This window comes from Neptunicoccus cionae, assembly GCF_002860325.1.
Lineage (GTDB): Bacteria > Pseudomonadota > Alphaproteobacteria > Rhodobacterales > Rhodobacteraceae > Amylibacter > Amylibacter lutimaris.
Genome location: NZ_PKOJ01000006.1, coordinates 262,911 through 278,404 on the forward strand (window position 1 = coordinate 262,911; position 15,494 = coordinate 278,404).

Annotated in this window: 16 protein-coding genes and 2 pseudogenes; 5 read left to right on the forward strand and 13 right to left on the reverse strand. The window is 55.2% G+C overall.

Annotated features, from left to right (window positions below; all coding sequences use genetic code 11):
- Position 1: 1 nt before the first annotated feature.
- Positions 2-360 (forward strand): annotated as a pseudogene (locus C0U40_RS20425) (transposase).
- Between the two features lie 244 nt (positions 361-604).
- Here the strand turns inward: C0U40_RS20425 and C0U40_RS15030 are convergent.
- Entirely contained in the window at positions 605-1,210 is a 606-nt protein-coding gene (locus tag C0U40_RS15030; RefSeq protein WP_101656619.1) for a hypothetical protein, read from the reverse strand.
- Between the two features lie 81 nt (positions 1,211-1,291).
- Between C0U40_RS15030 and C0U40_RS15035 the strand changes: the two are divergent.
- A pseudogene (locus C0U40_RS15035) lies at positions 1,292-2,350 on the forward strand (IS110 family transposase).
- Between the two features lie 58 nt (positions 2,351-2,408).
- Here the strand turns inward: C0U40_RS15035 and C0U40_RS20230 are convergent.
- From C0U40_RS20230 to C0U40_RS15075, 9 genes are all read right to left on the reverse strand, one after another.
- Positions 2,409-2,585 (reverse strand): hypothetical protein, encoded by a 177-nt coding sequence (locus C0U40_RS20230; RefSeq protein WP_180957719.1) that lies wholly within the window; start codon positions 2,583-2,585, stop codon positions 2,409-2,411.
- 43 nt (positions 2,586-2,628) lie between these two features.
- Positions 2,629-3,378, reverse strand: a complete 750-nt coding sequence (gene map / locus C0U40_RS15040; RefSeq protein WP_101656620.1) for a type I methionyl aminopeptidase — start codon at positions 3,376-3,378, stop codon at positions 2,629-2,631.
- 572 nt (positions 3,379-3,950) lie between these two features.
- Complete coding sequence (locus tag C0U40_RS15045; protein ID WP_180957720.1) at positions 3,951-4,220, reverse strand: hypothetical protein; 270 nt, start codon at positions 4,218-4,220, stop codon at positions 3,951-3,953.
- 40 nt (positions 4,221-4,260) lie between these two features.
- Positions 4,261-4,452, reverse strand: a complete 192-nt coding sequence (locus C0U40_RS15050) for a hypothetical protein (RefSeq protein WP_101656621.1) — start codon at positions 4,450-4,452, stop codon at positions 4,261-4,263.
- A 49-nt stretch (positions 4,453-4,501) separates the two neighbouring features.
- Positions 4,502-5,623, reverse strand: a complete 1,122-nt coding sequence (locus C0U40_RS15055) for an alanine/ornithine racemase family PLP-dependent enzyme (protein WP_101656622.1) — start codon at positions 5,621-5,623, stop codon at positions 4,502-4,504.
- The gene (locus tag C0U40_RS15060) at positions 5,620-6,819 is read right to left on the reverse strand and encodes a DUF1611 domain-containing protein (RefSeq protein ID WP_180957721.1); all 1,200 of its coding nucleotides are present in this window, start codon (positions 6,817-6,819) and stop codon (positions 5,620-5,622) included. The genes C0U40_RS15055 and C0U40_RS15060 overlap by 4 nt, the downstream gene beginning before the upstream one ends.
- 70 nt (positions 6,820-6,889) lie before the next feature.
- Positions 6,890-7,687: a hypothetical protein gene (locus tag C0U40_RS15065; RefSeq protein ID WP_286135016.1), complete on the reverse strand. Its 798-nt coding sequence runs from the start codon at positions 7,685-7,687 to the stop codon at positions 6,890-6,892.
- A 19-nt stretch (positions 7,688-7,706) separates the two neighbouring features.
- Positions 7,707-8,060: a hypothetical protein gene (locus tag C0U40_RS15070; RefSeq protein ID WP_101656623.1), complete on the reverse strand. Its 354-nt coding sequence runs from the start codon at positions 8,058-8,060 to the stop codon at positions 7,707-7,709.
- 446 nt (positions 8,061-8,506) lie between these two features.
- Positions 8,507-9,052 carry a hypothetical protein gene (locus C0U40_RS15075; protein WP_101656624.1) on the reverse strand — a complete coding sequence of 182 codons (546 nt, stop codon included), beginning with the start codon at positions 9,050-9,052 and terminating at the stop codon, positions 8,507-8,509.
- Between the two features lie 81 nt (positions 9,053-9,133).
- On the opposite strand from C0U40_RS15075, the gene C0U40_RS15080 reads away from it, so the two are divergent.
- Positions 9,134-9,739 carry a Crp/Fnr family transcriptional regulator gene (locus C0U40_RS15080; RefSeq protein WP_101656625.1) on the forward strand — a complete coding sequence of 202 codons (606 nt, stop codon included), beginning with the start codon at positions 9,134-9,136 and terminating at the stop codon, positions 9,737-9,739.
- Between the two features lie 266 nt (positions 9,740-10,005).
- Here C0U40_RS15080 and C0U40_RS15085 read toward each other — a convergent pair whose 3' ends face one another.
- From C0U40_RS15085 to C0U40_RS15095, 3 genes are all read right to left on the reverse strand, one after another.
- On the reverse strand, positions 10,006-10,830 hold the full coding sequence (locus C0U40_RS15085) for an aldo/keto reductase (RefSeq protein ID WP_101656626.1): 825 nt from the start codon (positions 10,828-10,830) through the stop codon (positions 10,006-10,008).
- Positions 10,827-11,798: a TIGR03571 family LLM class oxidoreductase gene (locus tag C0U40_RS15090; RefSeq protein WP_101656627.1), complete on the reverse strand. Its 972-nt coding sequence runs from the start codon at positions 11,796-11,798 to the stop codon at positions 10,827-10,829. The genes C0U40_RS15085 and C0U40_RS15090 overlap by 4 nt, the downstream gene beginning before the upstream one ends.
- 63 nt (positions 11,799-11,861) lie before the next feature.
- Positions 11,862-13,043, reverse strand: coding sequence for an MFS transporter (locus tag C0U40_RS15095; RefSeq protein WP_101656628.1), 1,182 nt, complete (start codon positions 13,041-13,043; stop codon positions 11,862-11,864).
- Positions 13,044-13,127: 84 nt separating this feature from the next.
- Between C0U40_RS15095 and C0U40_RS15100 the strand changes: the two genes are divergently transcribed.
- On the forward strand, positions 13,128-14,024 hold the full coding sequence (locus tag C0U40_RS15100) for a LysR family transcriptional regulator (protein ID WP_101656629.1): 897 nt from the start codon (positions 13,128-13,130) through the stop codon (positions 14,022-14,024).
- A gap of 599 nt (positions 14,025-14,623) precedes the next feature.
- Positions 14,624-15,475 (forward strand): ATPase, encoded by an 852-nt coding sequence (locus C0U40_RS15110; RefSeq protein WP_101656631.1) that lies wholly within the window; start codon positions 14,624-14,626, stop codon positions 15,473-15,475.
- The last annotated feature ends 19 nt before the right edge of the window (positions 15,476-15,494 follow it).

Sequence of the window (15,494 nt, forward strand, 5' to 3'; positions counted from 1 at the left end):
GATGGTGGCTGCTGTCGGTGAACGTGAGGCCTTTGACCGTGGTCGCGACTTTGCGGCTTTGCTAGTGTTGGTCCCTCGGCAATTCGCACGGGCGGCCGAACTATATTGGGACGGATCACGAAACGTGGAGGCAGGCATTTGCGCATGCTGTTCGTTCAGGCGGCCAAGGTCATCCTGATGCGGCCGCTCCGATGGTCGGTCTTTAGCTTCGGTACATGGCTCACCCGCGCATCAGAGCGAATGCATCGCAATAAGCTGGCCATCGCCTTGGCGAATGAATCGGCTTGGATAGCGTGGAGTATATTGAGACATAAAACGGCGTCTGATGCACCCAAAGAAGAGATCATGGCTGGCGTCTAAGGCACCACCACGATCCAAGGAAGTTCGCGATAGTTTGAAAGCATGGAACGGAAATATTACGCCCCCAGAGTCTGATAGGCCAAATGATCATAATCGACCTTGCAACTGATGAGATACGGCGCGTGCGTAACTCCAACAAGGCCACGACCCGCGTGTCGATCAACAGGCCGGATACATATGAGCGACTTCCGAGAACTTGCCAGAAACCATGTGCGAACAGCAGCCGGTACTTACATTTGGGCCGTTAGTTTCGCATCTGCATAACCCGTTTGCGAAGCGTCGACGCGGTGACAGATTCGGTTAGTTTCTGTATGGTGCGCAAGCCTACCGTTTTCTGACCGTTTGGTAATAGTTTGGCGTCTACCACATAAAATATCCATTCCGAAACTTCTCTTTGATCCTGCCCGTCATGCCATGCAAATATATAGATGTCAGCCAGGCGGCAGCCTGAATCGTTGGAAATGTAGGTTTTGCCGTCAGGATAATGTCCTTTGGCCGCCGCAATACCAAAACGAGGTGGCCCGGTAGATGTGCCCCAAGATTGTTGCTTAGCAGATTGCTTGACCTCAATTCGCAGCCCATCTTCCCGTTCGAGGTCCCATGCTGCCCAGTCACTTCCGGTGTGCGTGCAACCTCTGCCCAAGATCTCGCAAACCATCGCCTCAACCCAAAGACCTCTTAGGTTGTTTTGCATTTGTGGAACGTCGAACATGTTCCGAATTCGGGCGTAGATCTCTTTATTCATGTTTTCAGGATGGACTGTAAGTTCGAAGTCGACAACTGAATAAATCCCATTTGGTCGACCGGCAGCTTTAGGCGTGCTGTATTGCAGCAGTTGGAACTGACGCAATGTCCGGTAATGGGATGTACCGGCTGCTTCACCCAGCAGGTTAGACTGAGCTTAGTTTCACCTGCATATAGGAGAAGTAGCATGGCGAAGATTGAATTTGATGAACTGATGTCTGTAGGCATCGATATCGGCAAAGATACTTTCCATTTGGTTGGTTTTGATCCCAGTGGGCAACGCGTGATCCGTCAACAGATTAAACGGCTTGCCCTGGTGGCGACTTTTGAGAAGTTGCCACGGTGTATTGTTGGGATGGAAGCGTGCCTGAGTGCGCGTTTTGTCAGCAGGACGTTGCGCAAGATGGGTTTTGAGCCTCGGATCATCCCTGCGATTTATGTGAAGCCTTTCAACAAAGGTCAGAAGAACGATTATAATGACGCTGAGGCAATTGCCGAGGCTGCGCTGCGGCCAAACTTGAAGGCGGTCTCCGAGAAGACGCAGGACCAACTCGACCTACAGGCGTTGCATCGTGTGCGCTCACGTCTGGTGTCGCGTCGTACAGCAACGATCAATCAGATCCGCGCCTTTCTGATGGAACAAGGGATCACTGTCCGCAAAGGCCTGCGCGCGCTGAAGAATTCCTTTGAGACGATCCTGGATGAGCGCAAAGATGAGATATCACGCCGGATGCGCTCTATCTTGATCGGCCTTTACGGCGACTGGATGTGGATGGATGACCGCATCGACAAGGTCTCCGCAGAGATCGAAGAGATCAGCCGTACCGAGGAGAACTGCCGAAATGTCATGACGATCCCTGGTATTGGTCCGATGATTTCCACGGCGATGGTCGCGGCGGTAGGTGAAGGCGAAGCCTTTGATCGCGGTCGTGACTTTGCGGCCTGGGTCGGCCTCGTTCCCCGACAATACAGCACCGGTGGACGAACGATCTTGGGGCGGATCTCGAAACGAGGAAGTCGATATCTACGGATGCTGTTCGTCCAAGCAGCAAAAGTCATCATGATGCGGCCACATTGATGGCCCGACTTTAGCTTTGGCCAGTGGCTGATACGAGCGTCAGACCGCATGCATCGAAACAAGGGCGCCATCGCCCTTGCAAATAAACTGGCGCGCATGGCCTGGAGCATTTTGAGACATAAAACAGCGTTTGACACGCCAAGAGATGAGGTTGCTGTCGGTATCTGATCGACCCTCAGCAATCCAAAGGAGTTCGCGATAGATAGCAAAGCATGGAACGGAAAAATTACGCCCCCAGAGTCTGACGGCCCAAATGGTCATAATCGACCTGTCCGCTAATGAGATCACGGCGCGTGCGTAACCCCAACAAGGCCACGACCCGCGTGTCGATCAACAGGCCGAATACATATGAGCGACTTCCGAGAACATGCCAGAAATCATTTGCGAACAGCAGCCGGTACATACATTCGGGCCGCTGACACCGCTGAAGCCGGCGGGCCGTCAGCTCAGCCTGGCAGCGTAACGGTAATCGGCCCGCGATCTGTCGCTACGATCGTGTGTTCATATTGGACGACAGGCGCGGCAGGCTCGCTATAGAGTGTCCATTGATCCTCGCGCTCGGTGGCCCAAATGCCGCCCGAAGACAGGAACGGTTCGACCGTCAACACCAGTCCTTTGTTGATGCGGCGTTTGTCGCCCCGGGTGGGCCATGTCGCGATTTCAGTGGGATATTCGTGAAGCGATAGCCCAACGCCATGGCTAGCCAGATTTCGTATGAGCGTATAGCCGCGGTCCGACGCAAATCTGCCTATTGCTTTACCAATGCCTGCAAGCGGCCTGTTGCTACCAACTTGCCTGATACCAATCTCCATCGCGCGTTTCCCGTCCTTGCAAAGGCGCTCCAGCGATGGTTTGACCTTGCCGACATTAAAGGTCGCGCCATTGTCGGCGAAGAAACCATTCTTTGACGCTGATACATCTATGTTGACCAAATCCCCGACCTGGATAATGCGATCACCAGGGATGCCGTGAGCAATTTCTTCATTCACGCTAATACAGGTCGCGCCGGGGAAGTCGTAAATTGCTTGCGGAGCCGACACCGCCCCTTCAAGGTCCAAAAGTGTACGGCCGATGTCGTCAAGTTCGCGCGTTGTCATCCCCGGTTCTATCGCTTTTGCCATCCGATGCATCGTGTTCGCGACGATCCGGCCGACTTCTTTAAGGCCGTTTAGCTCATCGTCATTGGTGATCGTCATAGGATGTCCTCAAGCTGGTCAATTTGTTCGGCAACATACCGGCTTGGGATCGCTTTGTCCCACTCGTTCGAAAACGTACGTTGAATACATATACAAATTTAAAGAATAGCTGAATTGGTGCCGCCGCAATACAGTGCTGGTGTACCTAGCCAAGGACGGCTCTGGGCCGTACACACCCTTTAGTACAGTCGGCACGAGTTGAGACGACTTCCTCAATTGGACCAGCAGGCGCTCCTAAGGAATGCCTCGACCCTTGCGCAACATCACAGTTGATCCTCAGCGATCTATTGGTCTGTGAGCGCCTAAACCGGAATTCAGCCTGCTTTTCTTCTGGCAAAGCAATGGACGAACAGCTGCCAATCGGATCGAGGAATATCAATCAAGCTCTCATGATGAACGACCCCGAAAATATTCGCCGGAGATTGGAGGCAAGCAAATTGTTAGCAATGCAGAGTTGTCTCCAAGGCGCTCTTGTTACGCGACATGGATGTGTTGGATGCAAAGGTATTTTTCTTGCAGCGCTGCAGTCAAAGCAGCAATCGCGGAACTCTATGCACTTGCCCCTGCCCCGCTTACTTCCCGAAGATCGCGAGTAGTGCCGCCCTTGACCGCGCACTCAACCTTAGATCGTTATTTCCGGACGCGAGGCGGATTACCTCCAGCCACCCCAGTTCGTTTTCCGTCACCGGCGTCCCGAAGATGTCGAGAATGGCTTTGGCGCCTGTGTGCCCGACGGCCTGTTCCAGAGCATTGCTCATCAGGAACGCCGGGTCAAATTCAAGTGCGTCTGCCATGCTTGGCACGCGATCCAGCGCAAGTTTGCTTGCACCGTTCTTGATCATGTCAGCGCAATCGCGATTTAGGGTCAGCCTGTTTGAGGCATTACCGTGACGGCTTTGGCTGAAGGTTGGCCTCTTGCTTGAGGCGCGCCTTGCGAAGCCGGTCGTTCTTGGCTTGTCGCTGCTCTGCCTCTTCTTCTACGATTGCGCGGACAATTCGGGTTGTCTTGTCCAGCGGTGTTTCCACATTGGGGCTGTGCGCTTTGAACACATTCATTTTAATCAGCTTTGCCAAGGGGCAACCTCCTTTTTGATCTAGCTTAGGTTGAACTGAGTAGGATCGGTCAGACCGATGCCAGGTGTTTGTCTGGACCGTGGGCATCATGTGCATTTGGCGCGGATCGGTCGCTGCGCAGAATTGTTTCGACGTCAGGGGCCGCCATCGCATGCATCAAGGCGCCATACCCCAACTGAAAACGAATTTCCGAACCAGTAAGGAGCGTCACATCCTTTGCTTCAAGAATAAGGTGGTCACTTGTGGCACCGACAAATTTTGTATTGGCAGGCATCGAAAGCCCAGCCGCATCCGTGTCTTGTTCCCCGATCGCGAGAACGATCCGCGTCGTTTTTGATATGACAGGGAAGAACAAATTCTTTGCAATGGTTTGGTCCGCACATCGCAGCAATGGGCGCAAGGATTTCGCATCTGTCTCGATCACTTCCGCGACAAGTGTGAAGGCATCCCGATACGTGCCGTCAATATGAGCCCCGGTTATCGGATCGACGCCAAGAAGGATCGCTTCCCCAAGGCGAAGATCGTTGATCCGACCTGTAGCATGCGGCCCGAACGCCCAAGTCAGGTTTGCCGAGTTGCCGCCCGATACCGTCTGGAGGAGAAGCCGGAACTGGCACTCGATATCATTTGCAAGGAACGACAGGGTCCGCATATTGATATCCGTTGGCGCAATTCCATTCAGACAGGCGAAATTGGCACCAATGCCTTTTAGCGCCACACCGGGCGTGTCCATTATGCGCCGCACCATGTGGCGGGTGTTTTGTGGCAAAATCCCCTCGCGCATGTCTCCCATTTCGATCATCAGGATGATACCGTGCACTTTATTGTGCCGGAGTGCCGCCGCACCAAGTGCACTGATCACAGAAACCTCGGTGTTGTAGCTCGTCTCGCAGAGTTGCACGACCTCTTCGACCTGACTCAGCATCGGCGTCCTTATCATGGTGACCGGACAAGTTATCCCCGCCCTGCGCAACCGCTTCACATTGCTCAACCGTGCCTCGGCCAGTCCCGCAGCGCCACCGTTCAGCATGGCTTGCGCGATAGCGGGATGACCACACACCGCTTTTGTCACCGCGGACACACGGATTCCCCGTCTCTGCAACCGCCCGACAATCGTCCGTGTGTTGTGGGATATCTTGCGCAGATCTACTTCCAGGCGCGGGCTATTCAAATCGCAACCAATGGGCTTCCCTGCCGTAGGCCGGGATAGGCGGCCAAAACCATCGCCAACAAATGCGCGGCGGGTCGGCTAAGGGCATCGGTCACAGGCAGATTAAGTATCTCAGCCTGCTCGACAATCGCTATCGTGATCTCGTCTTCGGACATGCCCTCATGATTGAGGGTCATGCCAATAACTTTGGTATCCGAAAACGCCTCAATCAAGGCTATCTCGCCCGCGGGTGTTGGCATTGGCATGTCAGGAAAATCGCAGCGATGCATGCGATTTGGGGCGTGTTGAAGGATAATGGCGTCCGGCTGGCTGCCGCGCAGGATAAATGCCGATGTGCAGAAGGCGGGATGGCTCAACGCGCCCTGGCCTTCGATCAGAATGACATCCGGTTGCTCGGCCTTAGATGCCGCAACGATTGCGCCCTCAAGCTCGCCGCAACAGAATTGGGGCGGCACCGCATCCATTGCCACGCCATATTTAGCCCCCTGCATAAGTCCTGTCTGGCCTGTATTGACCAACACGGTCTTTATCCCCTCTGCATTCAGCGCAGCTGCCAGTACCGTGGCCGTGGTCCGCTTTCCGATGGCGCAATCTGTCCCCAAAACAGCAATGCGCAGCGCAGCGACCTGAGCGACACTGCCATCGAACAAGCGCATGTTCTTACTGGGCTTGGGCTTGCGAATATCGCGGATAGTGACCTGTTGATCCAACGCGGCTTGCGCAATTTCGATGTCGTCGCTGAGGTATTCATGCAAGCCGCAGACAATATTCATACCGCGTGCGATTGCATCCAGTACAACGCCACGATCAACGATGGAAAGCCGCCCTGTTGAGGGAGCCATTCCGTAGATAAACGTATCAGGGATCGAGGGCTCACGGGCGACAGCGGAGCCCAGATCCTTCAAAATTGGTATCTGGTTGCTTACGCCATCAAGAACCTGCCCGCTATTTGCGCCGCTATGGGTGCTGTCGATGACTGAAACAATCCTGTAGGCTTCGGAATAGCGCACCAGACCGTTCGCGGTCTTGCCATCAATTCTGGCAAAGTTGCCTTCACAATAGACAACAGCTGTGGGCGGTGTGGAGTTCGGCGTTTGAAGGGTCGATCGTGACGGCGCATCATGGATCACGGATGACATTTGCGGGCTCTGGATCGCACCGCGCAGGGACTCTAACGTCTTGATTTCGGTTTTCATGGTATATTCCTTTTGATTGCGAAAATGATCCCTGACGGGGTGTTGCGGCGCAGATTCGGGTGCAGCAGGTTCAGTTTCTCAGAACGCACTGACCTTTGGACTTCTGGAAATTCCGGTTACATTCCCAACGGCTCCCGGATCTGTCGAGATGACCGTTAGTGGGGATGATGATCTCCTCGCATCCGGTGCCGGACGCTGCATACCCTCTGTGGCACCGCCATCCCTCGCTGTAAGAAGCATCGTCAAAATATGCGAATTCCGGAATGACAACGGCTATACACAGACCATCCTGTTCATAAAAACCACGTTGGCAGGACCACGGCCGGCCATAATTAGAACCGTTTAAATAGCCGTTGAGCGGAACCGCGATTGCGGTGCAACCGTCATTCAGTTTTTCGAACCCGCGGTCACATTTCCAAGCGGATCCGTAGGTTGAGTCAATTAGGTAGCCGTTTTTAGGCACGGCGATCTCCTTGCAGGTCTCACCGGTTTTCATAAACCCGCGCCGGCAGCGCCAGCGTTCGCCAGTATGGTCTAGAAACCCTCCATCGGGAACGACTACCGCTATGCAGCCTTTATCATCGGTATTGAGAAAGCCGTGCAGACATTCCCATCCGGTGCCATAAGAACGGTTTGTCTCATAGGCATTCTCAGGGATTAAGATAGCCACACAGTCTTCGTCACTGAGACGGTACCCGATGTTGCATTCCCAACCGTCCCCGTAGCTTTTGGCGCTGGCGTTTTCCGGCATGGTTTGAGCAAACGTAGGCACTACAAAGAGAAGAAGTGCAAAAATCGGGCCTACGAAAACGATCCATATCTTTTGGAAGCCCGTTAAAACAGATGTTGGGCAAACTGCGATTGCCAAGTGCCGCGATGCTCTAAAGTTATGATCCATCGAGCTCAAGCCCCGCGAGGCAAGCGTCTGCGAGGTTTCGGTCAGGCTTATCCGATCCTGGGCGGGTCGCCCAGCCTGTGTCCATCATTGCGTTGCGACGACCATAGCCTGAGAGATCCTGAAGAATGTTAAGCTTTTCTATTCGTTCTGGATCAGCCGCAGAAATGTCGAGACAGACCGGAACCATCGCCAAGGTCACTTCGTCCTTTGCCAGGTTCTGCGCCATCGTTTGGGCGTTGCCGTCTGTGGTCCAGCCTCCCCAAGTAAAGCCTAGGATAGTAACCGCAATCGCGCCACCCAGAGCACCGTAGATGCCGGGTTTCGTCCATTCAGGAAATGTCATTTTAATGATCCTTTGGCGGAGAAAGTGCCGCCTCACTGTGTTTCGCGCTGACAAGACATTTTGTCAGAGCTGTTTCTAAATCGATAGGACTTCAGCTTGCTGCTTAGAGCCGAACGTTAACCGCTGGATTTTTTGCCAGAAAACCGAATGAACCTACTGGCAGGGTGGTGCGATCGTGCGCGAAAGCATCGGCAATCCGCACAAACATCAGTTTCCTGCAAAGCGGCGTGACAGCTGATTTTTTCATGATAGATAGTCGAAGGCCGCTCTGGCAGGCGATGTGCCGCTGCCGAAGAAGACCACAACGTTGTATCTTGTACATAGTCCCTTAGCGTCTGAAATACAATCTTAGTCGATCAAATCGAATATTAATCGCCGCCCATGATGTTAAAATTAGGACGCGAGCGAACGTTTTATCCGCCGTGGCGGCAACCCGCAGGCATCAATCAGGCGTAGCTACGTTTCCTTTTGAACGCCCAAAAGCCGACACCAATCAAGAAGATCAAGACAGTAAACGTCGTAAAGCCTGATTTCACAATGGAAGCGACACTTGCCGCCGTGACAGTGTTGGCTGATATTTCTGGCCAGCTTAGGATCATGAGGCAGATGCCGGCGTTCTCCAGATAGTCAGCGATAGCTGCAGCAATAGAAAACCAAATTCCAATTCGAACAAGCTTTCGACTTACGTCTCGTGATCCAAACCAATTGAACAATGATATAAAGGTCATCGCCATCAGCGTAGGATAAGCTAGATCAAGTGGAATTTGTCGCGTGAGGTAATACCTCCTCCCACTAATTCCCAAGGCATCGATCAGCAAATTTGCCAGTTCAGCCGAATATCCGCCGGGGCGCATGTCGAAAGCGCGCAGGCCGGATAAAGCCTCGATGTGCGCCAGAGTGCCAAAGACCATCAGCAGATAGAATCCGGCGGCGGCAAGACCGAAGAGCGCTGCTTGCCGGCCGTACTGTTTAGTTGGTATCGTTATTTCCATTGGTTGCTCTCCTTACCCTTTCGCACCGATGTACCGAGGGCAAGCAAAGCTGGCATTATCGTTTGATAAGGGATTCGCGATTTGGACCTGTTTACTTATCTGACATGTTCGCCGACCGGTTTGGACAAAGTTAACGCGCGTAGGTTCGCGGCAGCATGGCGTGTTGATTATGTAGAAAAGGGACGTCGCATTGCGACCCAAGGCGAACCAGACCCATTTGAACATATCATTCTTGACGGGCGCGCGACGAGCCAAATCACCGACACCGAAGGCCGAGCCGTTTGCGTCGGCTTCCACGCTGGCCCATGCGTGGTCGCACCAAATGTCGCGAGAACCAGAAACGGTGCCTCGCGCGTTTCAAACGGTGCCTCGCGCGTTTCAATAGACGTGAATGCAGATGTACTGGTTGCGCAACTGGACAGCCGCGCCTTGACTGAGCTTATGGTGGCAGCGGAGCCAATTCGCGAATGGGCAAACGGCATTTTGCAACAAGAGCTGGCGCGGAAAGCTGACCGGGAGTGGTGCCTTGCCGCACTCGGAGGCGCAGATCGACTTGCATGGTTTCGCAGGAATTTTCCGCGCTACGAAGAGCTATTTGGCCATTATCTGATAGCATCTTTTCTTGGAATCACACCGGTCACACTCAGTCGGCTTCGCAGTGCCGAGCGAGACACGCCTGTTGATTGAAGGTTCGATTGCGGGAACCTCACCTAGTCATTCAGACCTTGGCGGCAATCAAACCGAAACGGTGCTTTGTCCGGCGTTGCTGACCGTGACGCAAACTAAAGCGAAGGGTCGTTTACTGCCAAGATGTTAACGCTGTATCGCAGCAATCGATATTTTGGGTGATAACCGGAGTTTCGCTGCACGCGCCCACCAATAGGGATCCGGGAAAGAAAGCAGCCATTGGGGATTCATTGGCCCTACGGTATCTACGCAGGGCCAACATATGATCAATCCCACTCGGGCGCGAGCGTCCCCGGACTAACGATGCGTCCTTCGGCTGTACCAACGGCATCAATGTGGGCGATCTCTTCTACGCTTAACACAATATCTGCAGCGCGGAGATTATCGGCAAGCCGGTCCGGGTTACTCGTGCGGGGCAGCGCGATGCTCATGGGCCGCGTCAGGATCCAAGCCAGTGCAATCTGAGCTGGGCTCACATCATGTGCGTTCCCGATCTCGCGCAGCGTGGCGTTCTCCATGACCTTGCCTTGTGCCAGCGGCGAATAGGCCTCGACCGGTATCCCCTTGCTGTCGAGATGAGCGATCATCCGTGTCTGGTCGATCAGCGGATGCAATTCGATCTGGTTGGCGGCCAGCGGCGTGTTCAACGCAGCCTGTGCTTGGTTGACCATATCCATGGTGAAATTCGACACGCCTCCATGGCGGACTTTGCCCGCTGAAATCAGATCATTTAGCGCGCTAATGGTGTCGGCAATCGGCACGTCTCTCGACGGCCAATGAAGGAGCAACAGGTCTACATAGTCCGTCCCCAGTCGTTTCAAAGACGCTTCAGTCGCAGCGATGAAGGCTTCTGGCGAGAAGTGCTCGGGCAGGATCTTGGTGGTAAGGAACACCTCATCGCGGCGGACATCGGCGCGGCGCAAACCTTCGCCAACTTGCTCTTCGTTTTCATAGGCCTGCGCCGTATCAATATGGCGGAAACCTTCGGAAAGCGCCGCGGCCACCATATCGGCTACCGTATCTTGCTCAAGTTGAAATGTGCCGAACCCCATGGACGGAATTTGGGCAGGGCCGATAAGGGTAATACTCATTTTATTGTTTCCATTGTGTTTTCTTGTGCAAACTCAGGGATGACGTGCTTGGCTAACTCGGCCAGAACGTCTTCGATTTCGCGCTGTGATTGGCGCAAGTTAAAGGCGATGTGGGCGACACCTGCAGCGTGCAGCGATTGAAAATGTGTGATGAGCGCATTGCGACCGATACGGCTCCCGAACTGGATTGGCCGAGAGGGCGCATCGGGATCAGGGTCAAGGTCCAGGTGCATGACGGACAGGACCGGCGCGGGGGGTAGGCCAGCATCGGTGCGCGCTTGACGCCACATCGACAGACGGCGTTCGGCCTGCTCAGGAGGGCCGGGATAGGTGAACCAGCCGTCCAAGGTGCGGGCAATCCATTGCAGGCTTTGCTGGCCCATCCCGGCCATGACCATCGGGATACCTTCTGGCACATAGGGGCGCACGGTGACGGGGCCTTGTGGTCCTTGCAGCGCATCACCTGACCAGAGGGTGCGCATCTGGTCGACGCGATCGCGCAGGGTGGCTCCGCGGGCCTCATAGTCCCGCCCCATCAGAGGGTATTCCACCGGACGGTCCCCGGACGCAATGCCAAGGATAAACCGCCCGCCCGACAGATGGTGCAGGCTGGCCGTCATCTTGGCCAGCAGGATCGGATCCCGCAGCGGCAAGACGATACCCGCAGTGCCAAGCGCGATACGATGGGTGCGGCCTGCAAGAAAGCCGAGATAGGGGAACGGATCGAAGACCTGTCCCGCATCCCCGAAGCTCGGATCGTGAACCGGCACGTCCCGCAGCCAGACCGCATCGAAGCCAAGGTTCTCGGCCAGTTCCACGCCCTTGGCGGGATTTGAGATGTCCGGCACACCAAAGGGACGACCCTCGATACGGGCGAGGCGTTGCCCGGCTTCAGACCAGTCGCGGTCCAGTGGCAATTCAATGCCAAACGTCATGCGGTCTTTGTAAATCAGATTCAGGGCAGACATGATACGAACCTCCTGTTCATTGGTCTGCCCCGCTGCACGTTAGATACGGCGGGGCAAATGTGGTTATTCAGCAGCAACAGTTTGGGGTGCTGTTGCGTTCAAGCGACCAGACAGGCGCACCAGAACGATCCCGACAACCACCACACCAGCGGCGATGTAGGGCGCAGCGGCAAGGCCGATGCCTTCCACCACAAGTCCACCAGCCCATGCGCCCCCAGCGATGCCGAGGTTGAACGCGCCGATGTTCAGGCCGGACGCCACATCCACCGCACCGGGGGATACTTCGCGTGCGATTTGTACGACGTAAGACTGCAGCGGTGGCACGTTGGCGAAGGCAAAACCGCCCCAGAAGGCCGCAACCGCGATCGCTGCAATCGGGCTGGTGAGGAGCGCGCCGAGTGCGACCAGAGATATGGCAAGGCCAGCAAAGATCACGGTCAGGGATGGCACTGCACCGATACGATCGGCCAGTTTACCGCCTGCAATGTTTCCCACAGCGACAGATGCACCGTAGAGCAGCAGCACAAGGCTGACCGCGCCCGCAGACAGGCCGGTGACTTCGTTCAGCATCGGCGCAAGGAAGGTAAAGGCGATGAAGTTGCCGCCATAGCCGACAGCCGTGATCAGATAGACCAGCAAAAGGCGCGGCGAGGTCAGTACCTGTAACTGTGCCTTGATCCCCGCTGAGGCAGCCTTGGTCAGATTGGCAGGCACCAAGATGGCAGAAGCGATAAAGCCGATTACACCCAGCACGACAACGCCAAGGAAGGTCGACTGCCAGCCGAAGTTTTGACCGATGAACGTTCCCAAAGGAACACCCGTCACCAGCGCGACGGTCAGGCCAAGGAACACCAGTGCGATGGCCGAGCTTTCCTTTTCGGGCTCCACCAGATCGGTGGCGATCGTCGAGGCGATAGCAAAGAACACACCGTGGGCGAGGCCGGTAATAAAACGCGCTGCGACAAGGCTGCCGTAATCGGGTGCAAAGGCGGCATAAGCATTGCCGAGCGTGAACAGCGCCAGCAAGAGCAGCAACAGCGTCTTACGAGGCACACGGTCGGCCATGGCGGTCAGCACTGGCGCACCGATGGTCACGCCAAGCGCATAGAGGCTGACCAACAGACCAGCAGAAGGTATAGAAACGCCAAGATCGGCGGCGATGGTGGGAAGCAAGCCTACGATAACGAACTCGGTCGTTCCGACGGCGAAAGCGCTGATGGTCAGCGCCCAAAGGGCAAGTGGCATCGGTTTTCTCCAATAAATTTGATGTCGACGCCGTATATGCCAGCCGCTATCTATTGCGAGAACAGACAAGTTTGGAATGGATCATTGCAGAAACCGCACGAATTGCTGCGCTTGGGGGATTTGGCTGCCTTCGTCGGAATCGTCGATGATGGGGGCTTTGCTGAATCTGCACGGCGCAGAGGGGTGTCTGCCTCTACGCTCAGCCGATCAGTCACGCGGCTGGAAGAACAATTGAAGGTAACACTACTGCGGCGCACGACGCGATCCATCGAGATCACCCCCGAAGGTGCCGCCGTTCTGGCTGAGGCGCGTGAAATTCTGGATCGCAGCGAAGCCTTGCAAGAGATCGCAACAAGCGGACAAGCTCCCGCCGGACCACTGCGAGTAAACGCACCGGTTCCTTACGTCCTGCATGTCCTCGCCCCGCGTCTGGCTGAGTTCCACGCAAAGTATCCGGACATCCAGCTTTCGATCGACATGACAGACTCGCTGGTGGATCTGATCGGCAGCCACGCTGATGTTGCTATTCGGCTGGGCCAGCTGCCTGATAGCGACATGCTACACCGCCCCTTGGGGAGCACGGCTTGGAAACTGGTGGCTGCGCCGGAATATCTTGATCGCAAAGGCTGGCCAAAAACACCAACCGACCTCGCAATGCTGGAGCAAGTTCGGTTCGCGGCACCTGATCATATCAACACGCTGCGCTTCGCCGGACTGTCCACTCCCGTGACGGTGACCCCCGCCCTGACCGCGGGCAATGGAGAGGCCGTCCGCCAGATGGTGTTAGGCGGCCTGGGCATTGCGCGTTTTTCCGATTTCATGATCGCTGAAGATATTAAAGCCGGGCGTTTGATCGAGCTGTTTCCGGGCCAACTCGAAGCCGCCCCTTTGAATATCTCTGCGCTTTACCTTACCCGCGTCTCCGGGTTGCGGCGACTGGGGGTCTTTCTTGACTGGGTGGGCAGCATTGGTGGAGGTTAAGTCAAGCGAGCGCCTTTCGTCATGTATTATGCTTCCGGGCAAAGCGTGGCCTCCAGAAGGTTGCTCCCCGTCAATCTTGTATAGACATATTTTTAGATGTCGGCTTTCTGGAAGCTGCACCGCAAGGGCGCGGCGCTATGCGATCGGCTGGTAAGGGCCGTTCGCGTGGCTTTGTAAAAACCACGAGCTGCGCACAGCTGCCGTTCATTCTGGCCGCAACGAAAGTCGGTTCTTTTCCCAGTGGTGTCCAACTACACAGCGAGACACCCAAAAGTCACAGGTTTCTCCAATGCATGAGGGAGGCCGCCGGTGAAACGATGTGTATGGATCACCGGCCGGAATGTGTAAGCAATTCTTCAACCGCGAAAAGTAAGATAAAATTGTAGATGCTTTTTGTATCTGACGCATTCCGACCAAATAATATTATACATTACGACCTTGACGATACGACCGCCGGAGGCGCAGGCCAGCGACGGGTGGATCACCTGTTTGTGACGCACAGGCCCCCCTGCTGCCAGCTTGCCCAAACCGCCCATTCGCGCTAACACCTGCCCCACACCGGTTCCGGTAATGACCACTAACAGGCAACAGGCGACGATATGCTTTATAATTCCGCAAAAGACTGGCGTGAGGCACCGCAAAAGCGGGTGATGCTTTTTGGCATGTCGGGTCTTGGGAAAACCTTTGTCTCCAACACGTTGCGGGATGCGGGCTGGTTCCATTACTCGGTCGATTACCGGATCGGCACCCGTTATATGGGCGAACATATCGTCGATAACTTCAAGGCCGAAGCGATGAAAAATCCGTTTCTGGCGGATTTGCTGCGCAATGACAGTATCTACATCGGCTCTAATATCACGTTTGAAAACCTCTCGCCCCTGTCCACCTATCTTGGCAAACCGGGCAACCCGGATCTGGGCGGCATTCCGTTCCGCGAATACACCCGCCGTCAGGCCCTTCATGCCGAGGCCGAAACCCGCGCACTGCATGACACGGTCCATTTTATCAACCGCGCCAAGAATATCTACGGCTATGACAATTTCGTCTGTGACACCTCCGGTTCGATGGTGGAAGTGATCAACGCCGAAAGCCCTGCCGATCCGGTGATGACCGAATTGTGCGAACACGTGCTGCCGGTCTGGATCGAAGGTGCCGACAGCCATATCGAGGAGCTGGTGCGCCGTTTTGCCAAAGCGCCAAAGCCGATGTATTACCAGCCCGATTTTCTTGAACAGCTCTGGTCCGAATATCTTGCCAATAACGCGCTGAGCGAACCGGAAGTGAACCCCGATGATTTCATCCGCTGGGGCTATCGAATGTTGTTGGACCATCGCCTGCCACGGTATCGCCAGATTGCGGACCGCTGGGGCGTCACGGTCAAGGCCGATGACATGGCGATGGTCCGTTCCGCCGGTGATTTCAACGAACTCATCGCCCGCACGCTCGCCTGAGTTACACAATAATTACGTT

Coding starts and splice junctions, on each gene's coding strand:
- C0U40_RS15075 (WP_101656624.1), bottom strand. CDS start 9,052: ATGGAAATAACGATACCAACTAAACAGTACGGCCGGCAAGCAGCGCTC.
- C0U40_RS15095 (WP_101656628.1), bottom strand. CDS start 13,043: ATGCCACTTGCCCTTTGGGCGCTGACCATCAGCGCTTTCGCCGTCGGA.
- C0U40_RS15085 (WP_101656626.1), bottom strand. CDS start 10,830: ATGAGTATTACCCTTATCGGCCCTGCCCAAATTCCGTCCATGGGGTTC.
- C0U40_RS15070 (WP_101656623.1), bottom strand. CDS start 8,060: ATGACATTTCCTGAATGGACGAAACCCGGCATCTACGGTGCTCTGGGT.
- C0U40_RS15110 (WP_101656631.1), top strand. CDS start 14,624: ATGCTTTATAATTCCGCAAAAGACTGGCGTGAGGCACCGCAAAAGCGG.
- C0U40_RS15060 (WP_180957721.1), bottom strand. CDS start 6,819: ATGAAAACCGAAATCAAGACGTTAGAGTCCCTGCGCGGTGCGATCCAG.
- C0U40_RS15090 (WP_101656627.1), bottom strand. CDS start 11,798: ATGTCTGCCCTGAATCTGATTTACAAAGACCGCATGACGTTTGGCATT.
- C0U40_RS20230 (WP_180957719.1), bottom strand. CDS start 2,585: ATGTACCGGCTGCTGTTCGCAAATGATTTCTGGCATGTTCTCGGAAGT.
- C0U40_RS15045 (WP_180957720.1), bottom strand. CDS start 4,220: ATGATCAAGAACGGTGCAAGCAAACTTGCGCTGGATCGCGTGCCAAGC.
- map (WP_101656620.1), bottom strand. CDS start 3,378: ATGACGATCACCAATGACGATGAGCTAAACGGCCTTAAAGAAGTCGGC.